General features: G+C 68.8%; 12 protein-coding genes. 6 read left to right on the top strand and 6 right to left on the bottom strand.

Annotation, left to right across the window (positions count from 1 at the left end; genetic code table 11):
* Positions 1-124: 124 nt before the first annotated feature.
* From ACTWP8_RS00915 to ACTWP8_RS00905, 3 genes are all read left to right on the top strand, one after another.
* Complete coding sequence (locus ACTWP8_RS00915) at positions 125-1,942, top strand: thiamine pyrophosphate-requiring protein (protein WP_443320206.1); 1,818 nt, start codon at positions 125-127, stop codon at positions 1,940-1,942.
* A 192-nt stretch (positions 1,943-2,134) separates the two neighbouring features.
* Complete coding sequence (locus ACTWP8_RS00910) at positions 2,135-2,590, top strand: hypothetical protein (RefSeq protein ID WP_443320205.1); 456 nt, start codon at positions 2,135-2,137, stop codon at positions 2,588-2,590.
* Between the two features lie 86 nt (positions 2,591-2,676).
* Positions 2,677-3,363 (top strand): DUF6766 family protein, encoded by a 687-nt coding sequence (locus ACTWP8_RS00905; protein ID WP_443320204.1) that lies wholly within the window; start codon positions 2,677-2,679, stop codon positions 3,361-3,363.
* 148 nt (positions 3,364-3,511) lie between these two features.
* Here ACTWP8_RS00905 and ACTWP8_RS00900 read toward each other — a convergent pair whose 3' ends face one another.
* Entirely contained in the window at positions 3,512-3,841 is a 330-nt protein-coding gene (locus ACTWP8_RS00900; RefSeq protein WP_443318023.1) for a plasmid stabilization protein, read from the bottom strand.
* Positions 3,842-4,033: 192 nt separating this feature from the next.
* Between ACTWP8_RS00900 and ACTWP8_RS00895 the strand changes: the two genes are divergently transcribed.
* Together ACTWP8_RS00895 and ACTWP8_RS00890 are read left to right on the top strand one after the other, a co-directional pair.
* A complete protein-coding gene (locus ACTWP8_RS00895) occupies positions 4,034-5,227 on the top strand; it encodes a carboxylate-amine ligase (RefSeq protein WP_443320437.1) in 1,194 nt (397 codons plus the stop codon).
* A complete protein-coding gene (locus ACTWP8_RS00890; protein WP_443320203.1) occupies positions 5,224-6,246 on the top strand; it encodes an iron-containing redox enzyme family protein in 1,023 nt (340 codons plus the stop codon). The genes ACTWP8_RS00895 and ACTWP8_RS00890 overlap by 4 nt, the downstream gene beginning before the upstream one ends.
* Here the strand turns inward: ACTWP8_RS00890 and ACTWP8_RS00885 are convergent.
* From ACTWP8_RS00885 to ACTWP8_RS00870, 4 genes are all read right to left on the bottom strand, one after another.
* On the bottom strand, positions 6,223-6,447 hold the full coding sequence (locus ACTWP8_RS00885) for a CDGSH iron-sulfur domain-containing protein (RefSeq protein ID WP_443320202.1): 225 nt from the start codon (positions 6,445-6,447) through the stop codon (positions 6,223-6,225). The two genes, ACTWP8_RS00890 and ACTWP8_RS00885, sit on opposite strands and share 24 nt — an antisense overlap.
* Before the next feature lie 52 nt (positions 6,448-6,499).
* On the bottom strand, positions 6,500-7,159 hold the full coding sequence (locus tag ACTWP8_RS00880) for a HemK2/MTQ2 family protein methyltransferase (protein WP_443320201.1): 660 nt from the start codon (positions 7,157-7,159) through the stop codon (positions 6,500-6,502).
* A gap of 277 nt (positions 7,160-7,436) precedes the next feature.
* Positions 7,437-8,321 carry an SDR family oxidoreductase gene (locus ACTWP8_RS00875; protein WP_443320200.1) on the bottom strand — a complete coding sequence of 295 codons (885 nt, stop codon included), beginning with the start codon at positions 8,319-8,321 and terminating at the stop codon, positions 7,437-7,439.
* Between the two features lie 240 nt (positions 8,322-8,561).
* The gene (locus ACTWP8_RS00870) at positions 8,562-9,293 is read right to left on the bottom strand and encodes a YqjF family protein (RefSeq protein ID WP_443320199.1); all 732 of its coding nucleotides are present in this window, start codon (positions 9,291-9,293) and stop codon (positions 8,562-8,564) included.
* Between the two features lie 186 nt (positions 9,294-9,479).
* Between ACTWP8_RS00870 and ku the strand changes: the two genes are divergently transcribed.
* Positions 9,480-11,447: a non-homologous end joining protein Ku gene (ku, locus tag ACTWP8_RS00865; protein WP_443320198.1), complete on the top strand. Its 1,968-nt coding sequence runs from the start codon at positions 9,480-9,482 to the stop codon at positions 11,445-11,447.
* Here ku and ACTWP8_RS00860 read toward each other — a convergent pair.
* Positions 11,378-13,717, bottom strand: coding sequence for a molybdopterin oxidoreductase family protein (locus ACTWP8_RS00860; RefSeq protein WP_443320197.1), 2,340 nt, complete (start codon positions 13,715-13,717; stop codon positions 11,378-11,380). The genes ku and ACTWP8_RS00860 overlap by 70 nt on opposite strands.
* Between the last annotated feature and the right edge of the window lie 53 nt (positions 13,718-13,770).

The raw sequence follows: 13,770 nt of genomic DNA, 5'->3' as shown, positions 1-13,770 counted from the left end.
TGGAACTCGGGATGGCACCAATTCCGCATCCCCGCCAGGACGTCAGCTGACTCTCCGGACGGCGCGCGGCCGCCCACCGCACCGAGCTGCTGCCGTAGTGGCGGGCCGAGAGGAGTCCCGCCAGATGACAGAGAAGGTTGCCGACCACATCCTCGCCCGCCTGCGCGAGTGGGATGTCGCCCACGTCTTCGGGTATCCCGGGGACGGGATCAACGGCCTGCTGGCCGCATGGGGCCGGGCCGGCGACGAGCCGCGGTTCGTCCAGGCCCGGCACGAGGAGATGGCCGCCTTCCAGGCCGTCGGCTACGCGAAGTTCAGCGGCCGGGCCGGGGTGTGCGTGGCGACATCGGGCCCGGGTGCGATCCACCTCCTCAACGGGCTGTACGACGCCAAGCTCGACCACGTGCCGGTCGTCGCGATCGTCGGGCAGACGCACCGCTCCGCGATGGGCGGTTCGTACCAGCAGGAGGTCGATCTGCACACGCTGTTCAAGGACGTGGCGTCCGACTTCGTGGAGACGGTGACCGTGCCCGAGCAGCTGCCGAACGTCCTGGACCGGGCGGTGCGCACGGCGTACGCCCGGCGCGCCCCCACCGCCGTGATCATTCCCGGGGACGTGCAGGAGCTGGACTACTCGCCGCCGGGCCATGCCTTCAAGATGGTGCCCTCCAGCCTCGACCGCAGCGGCTGGGAGTCCGTGCCCTCTCAGGAGTCGCTGGAGCGCGCGGCGGAGATCCTTAATGCGGGCGACAAGGTGGCCGTACTGGTCGGGCAGGGCGCGGCGGGTGCGCGCGCCGAGGTCGCGGAGGTCGCGGACCTGCTGGGTGCCGGGGTCGCCAAGGCGCTGCTCGGCATGGACGTGCTGTCGGACGAACTCCCCGGTGTCACAGGGCCGGTCGGACTGCTGGGATCCCGCCCCTCGTACGAGCTGATGCGGGACTGCGACACCCTGCTGACCGTCGGCTCAAGCTTCCCGTACTCGCAGTTCCTCCCGGGCTTCGGGAAGGCTCGGGCGGTGCAGATCGACATCGACCCGCACATGATCGGGATGCGTTACCCGTACGAGGTGAACCTGGTCGGCGACGCCCGGGCGACCCTGCGCAGGCTGCTGCCGCTGCTGCGACGCAACACCGCCCGCGACTGGTACGACGAGACGTGCGCCGCGGTCGAGCGTTGGCGCGAGGTGATGCGGCGCCGGGCGCAGCTGTCCGCGGACCCCATCAACCCGGAGTACGTGGCGCACTCCCTGGACCCGCTGCTGCCGGACAACGCGATCCTGACCGCCGATTCGGGCTCGGCGACCAACTGGTACGCGCGGCACATCCGCTTCCGCGGCACGATGCGCGGCTCGCTGTCCGGCACGCTCGCCACGATGGGATGCGCCGTGCCGTACGCGATCGGGGCCAAGTTCGCCCAGCCCGACCGGCCGGCGATCGCGCTGGTGGGGGACGGCGCGATGCAGATGAACGGCATGGCGGAGCTGATCACCGCGGCGAAGTACCGCGACGCGTGGGACGATCCGCGGCTGGTCGTGGGGGTGTGGAACAACCAGGACCTCAACCAGGTGACGTGGGAGATGCGGGCGATGGGCGGGGCGCCGCAGTTCCTGCCCTCGCAGTCCGTGCCCGACGTGTCGTACGCGGCCTTCGCGGCCTCGCTCGGCCTCACCGGCATCCGGGTCGAGAAGCCCGACGGCGTGGAGCCGGCATGGCGGGAGGCGCTGGCGGCGGAGGGGCCCGCGGTCGTGGAGTTCCTGACAGACCCCTCCGTGCCGCCGATCCCGCCGCACGCGACGTGGGAGCAGCTGGAGGCCACGGCCGCGTCGCTGCTGAAGGGGGACCCGGACCGCGTGGACGTGGCAATCCAGGGGCTGAAGGCGAAGGCGCAGGAGTTCCTGCCGGGGCCTTCGGGCGAGTCGCCCACAGGCGGGGGCGATTCATGAGCACGGGTTGGCGGAGCTGCTGATGCCGACGTCACCGGCGAGCCAGGAGCACGCAGAGGCTGTGCCGGGGGATCTGCGGCGCCGACCAACGGTCACGTGCCTCCGCCACCGGCGAGCCGATCCAGAGGCGGTTGTGCTTCGGTGTACAAGTCGTCTGTGGACGTCGAGGAATGGGGAGAAGGGCCTCGCCGCATGGCCATGCCGCCCACCCGCGCCATGTGCACCGCGCGGCGGTGGCGATGGAGTGCGGTGGCGGGGACGGCAGCCGTCCTGCTGGTGACGGTGGGCTGCGGCGCGGTCGAGGAGCGGCGCAGCGCTGCCATGGCGGCCGCTCTGGACTTCGAGCGCGCCGTGCGCGCCGAGGACGCGGCCGGCGTGTGCGAGGTGCTGGCGCCGGGCACTCGCGAGGAGGTGGCGCAGTCCGCCCGGGCGGCCTGCGCTCAGGGCGTGCTCGATGAGGACGTCCCGTCGGCCGGTGACCGACCGGGGGATGTGCGCAGCGTCGATGTCCACGGGCGGCAGGCACGCGTGGTCCTGACCGCGGACACCCTGTTCCTGTCGCAGTTCTCCTCCGGCTGGAAGGTCGTGGCCGCGGGGTGCACGCCGCGGCCGCAGCAGCCGTACCGCTGCACGCTGAAGAGCGGCTGAGGGCGCATGAAGGTCATGTTCACGCTCTGCTTGCTGGTGATCGCCGGCGGCCTGGCGTACTGCATTGCCCTGGGGGTGCTGCACCGGTGAAGCGCTACGTGCGGAAATTCCTGAGGAACAACGGCCTGGGACTGGCGTTCGGCGTCGCATTCTTTCTTGCTCTGCTGGGACAGGCGTTCGCGGGCCACGCGGACTTCAACAATCAGCTCGTGGCCGAGAATCTCCAGCCGATCTCTGTTGGCGACTACATGGCCTCTTCGGACTTCGCTGTCGACGTGATGGAGAACTGGCAGTCGGAATACCTGCAGTTCTTCCTCTACGTCTTCCTCACCGTGTGGCTGGTGCAGCGCGGCTCGCCGGAGTCGAAGCGGACGGACAGGATCGGGACGGAATCCGACGAGGCGCAGCGCGTCGGCCGGCACGCGGGCTCGGACGCTCCCCGGTGGGCGGCCGCGGGCGGGATCCGGCTCAAGGTGTACGGCAGTTCGCTCGGCCTCGTCATGGGGAGCATCTTCCTGCTCTCCTGGCTGGCCCAGTCCATCAGCGGTGTCGCCGCGTACAACGAAGAGCAATTGAGGCAGCTTCAGGCACCTATGAGCTGGCCCGACTACATCTTCTCCGCCGACTTCTGGAGCCGTACGCTCCAGAACTGGCAGTCCGAATTCCTCGCCATCGCTTCCATGGCCATTCTTTCGATCTACCTGCGCCAGCGCGGGTCACCGGAATCCAAACCGGTGGGCGCCGCTCACACCTCCACCGGAGTCGAGGGGTGAGCTCGGCGTCGAGGGGTGAGCTCCTCCACCGGCAGGTATTCGTAGCCGACCGGCGGCAGAGCGTCGTGGCGCTGCGCGGACACGCTTCCTCCTCCCAGGTGCGGTAGCACCTCGGGCTTGTCGGGGAATGGGCGTCGCGAGCGCGATATCAGCGACCCAGCGCCTTGGCGAGCTCGTCCTTGTTCATCGACGAGCGGCCTTCGATGCCGCGCTGCTTGGCCTCGTTGTAGAGCTGGTCGCGCGTCGGGCCCTTCGGGCCCTCGCCCTTGCCGGAGCGCTGGCCGCCCCGCTGGGAGGGCGACTTGTCCTGAATGGAGGTACGGCTGGCGGTCCGGGACTCCCCGCTGCGGGCGCGTTCCTTGTTCACGGTCCTCGCAGCGATCTCCTTTGCCCGCTTGGTCGACGTACCGCGCTCCTCCGCGCCCTTCTTGATCTTCTCGTACTGCCGTTCTCGCTTGGAACTGGATCCTCGCGGCATGATCTCCTCCTCGTGATGTTGTTACGAGTCCCGCGCCGGCACGTGCTTAAACACCCTCGCCGTGTCGCTCGCGGCGGAGGACCGAGATCGATCCAGCGGGCGAGCACACCGTGGTACCGCAAGTGCGTAGAACCATGGAGTCCGGCAACTCGGACGGGTATGTATGTTCCAAGCCATCGCTGGAGCGTGGTGATGGCCCCGCCTCCGGAGGATTTCATGCTGCCGACCATGGGAGCGGAAGAGGAATTCCTCCTGGTGGACGCGGAAAGCGGCCGCCTGGCGCCGCGGGCGGCCGATGTCCTGGACATCGCAGAGCAGGCTCCGGCGGTGTGCGGCGGCGAATTCAAGCACGAACTGCTGTCGACCCAGGTCGAGGCGGCCTCCGGTATATGCAGTCGGCTCGACGACCTCGGCGCCCAGATGTGCTCCGCCCGGGAGATTCTGTCCTCGGCTGCGGAGCGAACGGGCCTCAGGCTGGTGTCCTCCGGGACACCTCCGCTGTCCGGCGAACCGACGCCGGTGACACAGGGGAGCCGATTCCGCCGAATTCTGGAGCTCTACGCCGGGGTGGCCGCCGACTATCAAGTCTGCGGCTGCCATATCCACGTCGGCGTTCCCGACATGGAAATGGCTGTGGCCGTCACCAACCATCTGCGCCCCTGGCTGCCGACCCTGCTGGCGCTGTCCGTCAACTCCCCCTATCACCAGGGCACGGACACCGGCTACGCGAGCTGGCGCATGGTGCAGCAATCGCGGTTCCCCGGATCCGGAGTACCACCGCATTTCGCGTCCGCGGCGGCCTATGAGCACGAGCTCGCGCGGCTGGTCGACTGCGGCTCACTGGTGGATCCGAAGATGAGCTTTTGGCTGGCCCGGCCGTCGTTGCGCTTCCCCACCGTCGAGTTTCGGGCAGCGGACGCCGCTGCGACCGTGGGTGAGGCCCTGCTTCAGGCGGCGCTGTCGCGGGCCTTGGTGTTCACTGCGCTCGCCGCGCTGTCGGCCGGCCGGGAAGCCCCGCCTGTTCGCGAGCAGGTGGCGGCCGCCGCGGTCTGGTCGGCTTCCCGGTACGGCATGCGGGGACCCGCGGTGCACCCGTCGTACGAGCGGAGGGTGCCGGCCCTCGAACGCGTGGCGACCCTCGTGGACCACGTGCGCCCCGCGCTGGAGGAGGCCGGTGACCTGTCGTTCGTGCGCAGCCGGATCGAGGAGATGGCCGTGCGCGGTACCGGTGCCGAACGGCAGCGCGCGGCGGGTGCCGACGGCCCGGGTGCGGTTCTGCGTTACTTGATCGGGCAGACGACGTCCTCATCGCCACCAAGGTCGCCGCACGCTGCCGGGACGGCAAGAGGGGGCACCGGAACACCTGACCCGGGAGGCACGCCGTGAGCGATCTGGCCGACCTGTATCCGACCTCGGCAATCCACCCACCCGACCTGCCGGAGCCGCGCGGTCCGCTGTCGGCCGCGGTCGCGGAGAGCCTGCGCTCGCCGGCTCCCGGTGCCCACCGCAGCTGGCCGGAGGTCGATGGCTGCGATCCCTTCGGTGAGGATCTTCAGCTGGTTCTGCAGCTCTGCTACGAACTGCACTATCGCGGCTTTCGCGGGGTGGATGAGGCCTGGGAGTGGGAGCCGGAACTGCTGGGCTTCCGCGGTCGGGCCGAGCGGGCCTTCCTCGATGCCCTCCGCTCGGGCACGGCAGGCGGTCGTGACGTCGAAGCCGCTCTCGGCGAGCTGCTCGTGGAGCCGGCGCAGGGCACGGGCGTCTCCCACTACCTCAGTGACCACGGGACGTGGTGGCAGATGCGCGAGTACCTGGTGCATCGGTCGATCTACCACCTGAAGGAGGCCGACCCGCACGCCTGGGTCATCCCACGCCTCCAGGGCCGCGCGAAGGCATCGCTGGTCGCCGTGGAGTACGACGAGTTCGGCGGTGGCCGGGAGGAGCGTATGCACTCCCGGCTCTATGCCGATCTGCTGCGCGGTGCAGGCCTGGAGACCGGCTATCTGCACTATCTGGACACCGTACCGGCGCCGTCGATGGCCACCGTGAACATGATGTCGCTGTTCGGCCTGCACCGCGGGCTGCGCGGTGCTCTGGTCGGCCACTTCGCGGCCGCCGAGATCACCACCGCGCCGAGTGCGCGCAGGATGGTCCGGGCCCTGCGGAGGATGGGCGCGAGCCCCGCATGCGTGCGCTTCTACAGTGAGCACATCGAGGCGGACGCGGTGCACGAGCAGGTGATGCGCCACGACGTACTGGCCGATCTCCTGGCCGGGGCGCCGGAGCTGGCCGGGGACGTGGTGTTCGGAATGCAGGCCTCGGAGCTGCTCGAGGACAGGTTGGCCGAGCATCTGCTCAGCGCGTGGAGCCGCGGGCGATCATCACTCCGACAATCCTTCCTGTGAGGTCCCGCCGCCCGTGCCCTCGGGCTCGAGCTCGGTGCGAGGGCGCCGCCGGTGACTCGTGTCGCACCAGGGATACGTGTGACTCCGCCGACATGTGCAGACAGCGACCATGAAGCGATCGGAGGTCACCGTCCGGCCGTTGGGGAGCACCACCTCGACCGGTCCTTCGACGAGAACGGGTCCACCCGGCTCCACGATCACGCGGCGCGCGTCGGGGGCGGGAGCGGCATGACGGGGTCGGTTCGGCTCGGATTCAGGACGAGACGCGGTCGGCACGAATGACCACCAACTCCTCTTCTCGCTGGCCGGCGGGGATGAGGCCCTGCTCCTCCAGCCACGGGGCACGGCTCATGAGCACAGGGCCGAAGGACTGTCGGTGCCGGGCGACGACGGAGGCCTTCAGCCCGGCGTCACACAGCATGCGCAGAGTCACCGCCGGTCGGCACAGGCCTGACTGGACCAATAGCAACATGCCGTTCGGCTCGAGCAGCCGTGGTGCCGCTGCGCACAGCCGGTCGAGGTGGAAGCGTCCGTCTTCTCCGGCATCCCAGGCGCGGGCCCGGCGCCCGCCGGTGGCGGATGCTGCTGGGCACGGTACGTAGGGTGGGTTCGCTGTCACCACGTCGAACCGCCGCCCTGCAGTGCAGGAGGAGAAATCCCCGCGGAGAACGGTGACCCGGAGCCGGTTCAGGCGTGCGTTGCACCGGGCTGCGACGACCGCCGACGAGGACACGTCCACCGCGCAGACCTCCGCGGCGCCCAAGCGCGCCGCGGCCAGGGCGAGCACGCCGGTACCGGTGTACGCGTCGAGGGCCCGTGCACCCTGCGGTATTGCCGAGCTGATCAGGGCTTCCCGCAGGAGGTAGGAGTCACCCTGCGGTGAGTAGACCCCAGGTGGCCTCAGGAGAATCACGCGTTCCGAGTGCCTCCGGTGCCTCGTACCAAACGCCGCCCGCGGTACCGCAAGGTCGGCCCGAGGCGACCATCCCGAAGTGCGAGACGCCTCGGCGCTCGTGATGGGCGGACCTGGCCGCGTGATGTCCGGCGCGCGGGGTACCCGGCGACGCATGCGACCGGGCGTAGCAGACGTGGGTTCGAACACGGTGCGATGATGAAGCCGATGGCGATCGACACCGGACTGCATCTGGCCGCGGGTGGCCGAGTCCCGGGCTGATGCTGCCGAGGTCACGCTATGGCAGTGGGGTCCCGCCTGTGGCGTTGAGGATCTCGGCCGTGATGAAGCTTGCCTCCTGAGAAGCGAGGAATACGAAGGCCGGTGCCATCTCGGCAGGTTGGGCGGCGCGTCCCAGAGGAGCCTGCTTGCCGAACGTCTCGGTGTCCGGCAGCGTCGCGGGAATCAGCGGAGTCCACACCGGACCGGGGGCGACGGCGTTGACCCGGATGCCGCGTTCGGCCAGGCTCCCCGCGAGCCCCTGGGTGAAGGTGACGATGGCGCCCTTGGTTGTCGCGTAGTCGAGTAGGTGGGGGCTGGGCTTGTAGGCCTGCACGGACGTGGTGTTGATGATGCTGCCGCCCGCCGGGATGTGGGGGAGCGACATCTTGGAGAGCCAGAACATGCCGTACAGGTTGGTGCGGAGTACGCGGTCGAACTGCTCGGTCGATATGCCTTCGATCCCGTCTGGCTGAGCCATCTGATAGGCCGCGTTGTTCACGAGCACATCGATCCGGCCGAACTCCTTCACGGCGAGGTCGACCAGGTCTCGGCACGCTTCCTCCTCGCGGATGTCGCAGAGAACGGCTATGGCTCGCCGCCCGGCCTCCTCCACGAGGCGGCTCGTCTCGGCGGCCTCCTTCTCCTCCTCGGCGAGGTGCGTGAAGAGCACGTCCGCACCCTCGCGCGCGAAAGCGAGTGCCACAGCGCGCCCGATGCCGGAATCACCGCCCGTGATGACGGTCCGCAAACCCTCAAGCCGCCTGGAACCGCGATACGAGGCTTCACCGTGATCGGGTCTCGGTGCCATGGGCTCAGTGCCCCCTGGATGGGGCTGATCCTGCTGCGGAAAGGGCGGCTGCGGGTACTGTTCCACGGGATTCTGCTGGTCACGAGCGTTCATGTTCTCTCCCGTCCGGGACATCGCCGGCGCTTTCCTTGGGCACCCGCCGTGGTCCTTCCTCTCCATCGCGAACTCTTCCGAGCCCCGGCTTGCCGTCGCGGTGTCCAGCGCCGGGATTCGGCAGATCGGGGACTTCCACGACGGGAGGCAGATCGGGGGTGAGGGCTTGCCTGTTCTTCCCATTCATGCGACCCGGGTACCCGTCGGGCAGTTGCTCACCCGAGCGAATGACCTTGCGGCTCAGCCCGGGTCGGCTTCGCCAGGGCGGAGGGGCCGCGAGATGCCCAGGCGTACGTGCCGCACGCCTTCGGAGAACGTGACGGATGGGTCGCCAGCGGGTGCCGAGATGCCGGCCGCGGGGGTCAGCGTCTCGTGGAACTCCTCGAGCGTGGCCTCATGAAGCGACCATGGCTCATGCCAGATGGGGGTCTCCCAGAGGACGCCCAGCCGATGGGTGTAGGCGCGCCATCGCGAGGTCAGCCAGACCTCTCGTTCCGACGGATCGATCGTCGCTCCGGGGCGCACGATGAGGCGATACGTCGGTTCACCTCCTCGCCGGGAGCCGCCGTACGACACCGTCCCGTCGTACGCGAGCACGCTGAGATCGCCCAGGTGGTAGGGCGCGCCCACGGTGCGTGCGGCCAGCATCATGGCGCTGCCCACCTCGATGGACAGGAACCACACTCCATGACGTCCACCCGGCGCGCGGACGTACGTACGCAGATTGGTCTCCGGGAAGGGGGAGGCTGCCAGCGCAGGCAGGGGCGAGATACCGAGCGGGCGCAGGTCCGCCATGAGGAACGGGGTGAGGCTCACCCAGGCCGCGCCGTCGTACTGGTCCACGACGAGGCCGTTCGGCAGGATGGCCTGGATGTCCTCCGGAGGGTACGGCCAGTGGAGAAAGGCCTGCTGACGCCACTGGGCTCGGAGGAGCGGCACCCGGACCCGCTGGGCCGCTTCGGAAGAGACCACGTGCGACGAGTGCCCGCCCGTGGCGCAACGAACCTGCGCCCGGCCGATCACCGCTCCCGTGCGCCTGACGTCGGCACCCTCAGGAGAGAGCCCGTCCTCGCGCCAGTCCGGGCCATTCCGGCCTCACCGTCGTCGCCCGCGCCGGTGTCAGGTCGAAGAGCAGCTGGAGCACGAGCGCACAGAGCTGTGTCTCCGCGAGGCATCGGTGCGGATCGTGCCGGCTCCGCTGCGCCGGGTCTCGCGGGTGAGCACGCGTGCCTGCTCGGCCGCTGCATACGCACGGGCCGGAGCCTGCTGCATGGCGTAGCCGATTTCCCGTATGCCGACGAAATCGTGCAAATGTGTATTTATAGATTGCTTGGCAGGTTTTGGGAGGCAAGGGAAATGGCGCGCCCGGTGTGGTCGGGGACTCTGACGTTCGGGCTGGTCACCCTGCCCGTGGCGCTGGTGACGGCGACCGAGTCGCACACGATCCGCTTCCGCCAGCTGGAACGGGGCACCTCCGACCGGGTCCGAAACAAGCGGGTGAACGAGCGGACCGGCAAGGAGGTCCCGTACGACAAGATCGTCAAGGGCTACGACACCGGGGACGACGAGTACGTGATCGTCGAGCCGGACGAGCTCGACGAGATCGCCCCCGGCCGCTCTCAGAGCATCGACGTCGACCGCTTCGTCGATCTCGAGGAGATCGACCCGATCTACTTCGACACCACGTACTTCGTCCAGCCGAAGGAGAAGGCCTACAGCAAGGTCTACGGCCTCCTGCACGATGCCCTCGAGGAGGCCGGCCGCGCCGGCATCGCCACGTTCACGATGCGGCAGAAGGAGTACCTGGTCGCCGTCCATGCGGAGGGCGGCGTCATCGTGATGCACACCCTGCACTGGGCGGACGAGGTACGCGATCCGCACCAGACGCTGGACAACCTGCCTTCCGGCTCCAAGGAGAGCCCGAAGGAGCTGAAGATGGCCACCCAGCTGATCGAGGCCATGACCGCGGAGTGGAATCCCGGCGACTACCGCGACCGCACTCAGGAGCGCGTACGCGAGCTGGTGAAGGCCAAGCAGGCCGGAGAGACGGTGGAGAAGGGCGAGCCGGCGCCGGAGTCGACCAAGGTCGTCGACCTGATGTCCGCGCTGCAGGCCTCGGTCGACGAGGCACAGAAAGGCCGCAAGACCGGTGCGAGGAAGAAATCCACCGGCGGTCCCACCCGGCGAACCGGCGGCAGGAAAACCGCGAGCACGACCGGTGGAGGCAAGGCGAGCGCAGCGAAGAAGAAGGCCTCGACCGCCGACGACCTCGGCCGGCTGACCAAGGCCGAGTTGTACGAGCGTGCCACCGAAGCGAACATCCCCTGCCGCTCCAGCATGAACCGGCGGGAGCTGCAGCGCGCGGTCGTGCGGGCTTCCGGCGCGCGCCGCCACCGGCGTTCCTCGTGTCGACGGAGGCGCGTGGACCGGCAGTACGAGTCGGGCCGCCCCGGCGGGGCGCACCGCTCTCGGTGCGCCCCGCGACGAGCTCGGCGGCTTGCCTGCCGCCGCTGCCCCGAGCACCCCCTAGTCCGGTCGTGGCCCGTTGCCACTGGCTCGGCCGGCGATCGCCAGGACTTGGGGAGCAGCTTCCTTCAGGCGCGTCTTCAGCCACTTGACCTGCGTGAGGGTCTGGCCGTGGAGGGCGGAGACCTCCTCAAGGAGCTCCTCATCGCGTATGGCCTGGGCGACTTGGCCGAGCACAGTCCAGTGCAGGTTCACATCCTCGGCCGTCAGGTAGAGCTGCCGGAGATCGCGCAGCAGGAGGATGCCGGTTTCTGTCCGGGTGCTGAGGAACTTCGACGCCTTGTGGAGTACGGCACCCCTGGCCGCAGCCAGGGGCTCGGAACGGCGCGGCTTGGAAAGGTCCTGGCCGTAGTGCTCAGCGATGACGCGTACGCGTTCGGCGTGGGCATCGCACTGGGTCGCCAGCGTGTGGCACGTGTAGTAGGTGCCGTGGTCGGTCGCTTGGCGTTCGGCAACCTTGCGGTACGCGTGGGCAAGGGCGTTCTCGACGTCGTGGAGCTCGGAGAGCAGCGGTCCGATTCCGGTCATGGTCAGTACCTGCCAGGGGCGACAGCGCGGGCATTCGCGATCTTCTCGACGCGCACGGCGGTCACTTTGTAGATCGGCTGTTTGGATACGGGGTCCCATTCCGTGCGGGTGAGCTCGTTGGGCGCTCGGGTGTGCCGGAAGGAGTCGGCCTGATCGAAATAGCCGTAGTGGAAGGGTGCGAACACCAGGCCCGGCCGGTGCCCGCGGAGGACCGCCGGGGCGTCGATCTCACCTCTGCGGGAGCGGACGCGCACGAGATCACCGTCGACGATGCCGAGCGGCCCGGCATCGTCGGGATGCAGCTCCACCCACATCTCCGGGGCGGCTTCCTGCAGTTCAGGTGCTCTGGCGGTCTTGGTCCGGGTGTGCCAGTGGTACACCCTCCGGCCCGTTGTGAGCTGCAAGGGGAAGTCGTCATCCACCGGCTCGTGCGGCGGTAGATAGGGGGCGGCTTTGATGAGGGCCCGGCCGCCGGGTTCATGGGCTCGGTATTCGTCGGCTTCGTTCTGTGCGCCGGTGATGAGGTCGTGGCCGTAGTCCTCGCAGTAGTCGGCCTGGGTGGCGAAGACGTGGTCGGCGTAAAGCCGCTCGGTTCCCTGCGGCGCGTACTCCGCACAGGGCCACGTGATGCCGCTGCCGCCGCGCAGCTTCTCGTAGGTCAGTGAGCTCTGGTCGCACGGCCGACCGCGCGTGTGGGTGATGAAGGAATTCCAGGCGTGCTCAGGCTCCGTCCACTTCAGCAGCGGCTCTCCGTCCTTGTCGCGCAGATCCATGCGGCGTGCGTAGTCGAGGAGGATGTCGAAGTCGGAACGCGCTTGCCCTGGCGGGTCGACCGCCTTCTCGGAAAGGTGAACGGTGCGGTCGGCGTTGGTGAAGCAGCCGGTCTTCTCGCCCCAGAGGGCAGCGGGCAGCACCACATCGGCAAGCGCGGTGGTCTCCGTCATGAAAGCGTCCGAAACGACGAGGAAGAGCCGTTCCTGTCCGTAGATGGAGCGGATGCGGTGCAACTCCGGAAGGGAGACAGCGGGGTTCGTCCCGGTCACCCACAGGAACTTGACCGATCCGCTTTCGCAGTGGCGGAACATCTCCATGGCATGCGTCGGCGGCGCCCAGTGGGGGATACGCAGGACATCCACGTTCCAGGCCTCGGCGATCTCCTGCATATGGGCGTCGTTCTGCCAGTTGCGGAACCCAGGCATCGTTCCGTTGGCCCCGGTCTCCCGCGTGTTCTCGGCCGTCGGCTGGCCGTTCATCTGAAACACGGTGCAGCCCGGTCGGCCGATCATGCCGCGCAGCAGGTTGATGTTGTTGACCTGTACGGCGGCCGCGGTCGCCTGGTGCGACTGGTAGACCCCTTGCAACACGGTCGACACCAGGCGCTCCCCGGTGCCCAGAATCCTGGCCGCCTGCCGGATGGCGTCCGCCGAGACTCCGCAGATCTCGGCCGCTTTCTCCGGTGTGTACTCCGCGACCATCCCCCGGAGCTCCGCGAATCCGGCGGTGTGCTCACGCACGAATGCGGCGTCGACCCAGTCGTGGCCGATCAGTTCGTGAAGGATCGCGTTGAGCAAGGCCACGTTGGTGCCAGGCCGGATCGCCAGGTGGACGTCCGCTTCCTGGGCCGTCGGCGTAGCCCGCGGGTCGACGACGACCAGGCGCGGACGGTCCGGCCCCTGGAGGCGGTCGAGCAGACGCGTCCACAGCACCGTCTGCGTCTCGGCCATGTTGTGCCCGACGAGGAACAGCGTGTCGCACAGGTCGATGTCGGAGTACGACCCGGGGTTTCCGTCGCTGCCGAAGCTCTCCACCAGCGCCCACTCCGCTGTCGCCGTGCACAACCGTGTGTTGCCGTCCAGGTGCGGCGTGCCGATGCCGCCGCGGGCGATCAACGTCTGGGCGTAGTACTCCTCGGCGAACAACTGGCCGCTGGTGTAGAAGGCCATGGCCAGGGGGCCATGTTCCGAAAGGATCTCCTGCGAACGAGCCACAACGGCCTGCATCGCGGTGTCCCAGTCGGTGGGCCGCAGTTCGCCCTCTACGCGTATCAGGGGCTGGGTCAGCCGGTCCGCAGAGTTGTTGGCCTGCCAGCCGAACAGGCCTTTCGGGCCCAGTCGTCCGTGATTGACCCGGTCCTGGGCTCTGCCGCGCACGCCGACGATCCGCCCGTCGGCGACGGCAATGTCCAGGCCACAGCCGTTGGAGCACAACACGCATGCGGACTGCACCCACCGCTCGATCCGGGACTCCTCGAGCGTCAGGTGCTGATCGACCCGCTCCGGCCACTGCTCACCGGGAGCGTAAGGCGTCCGATCACCCCAGACATCGACGATCCTGCTGGCCATTTCCCGTTCTCCCGTCAGCCCGCAAGCACGGTTCCAGGACCTCCGGTCCGTTG

Source organism: Streptomyces sp. 7N604 (assembly GCF_052245475.1).
GTDB lineage: Bacteria > Actinomycetota > Actinomycetes > Streptomycetales > Streptomycetaceae > Streptomyces.
This window is presented reverse-complemented; position numbering and strand designations above follow the sequence as displayed.

Bases quoted from the DNA above. Each gene is read 5' to 3' on its own strand.
- ACTWP8_RS00915 (WP_443320206.1), top strand. From the start codon at position 125: ATGACAGAGAAGGTTGCCGACCACATCCTCGCCCGCCTGCGCGAGTGG.
- ACTWP8_RS00910 (WP_443320205.1), top strand. From the start codon at position 2,135: ATGGCCATGCCGCCCACCCGCGCCATGTGCACCGCGCGGCGGTGGCGA.
- ACTWP8_RS00900 (WP_443318023.1), bottom strand. From the start codon at position 3,841: ATGCCGCGAGGATCCAGTTCCAAGCGAGAACGGCAGTACGAGAAGATC.
- ACTWP8_RS00895 (WP_443320437.1), top strand. From the start codon at position 4,034: ATGGCCCCGCCTCCGGAGGATTTCATGCTGCCGACCATGGGAGCGGAA.
- ACTWP8_RS00875 (WP_443320200.1), bottom strand. From the start codon at position 8,321: ATGAACGCTCGTGACCAGCAGAATCCCGTGGAACAGTACCCGCAGCCG.
- ACTWP8_RS00860 (WP_443320197.1), bottom strand. From the start codon at position 13,717: ATGGCCAGCAGGATCGTCGATGTCTGGGGTGATCGGACGCCTTACGCT.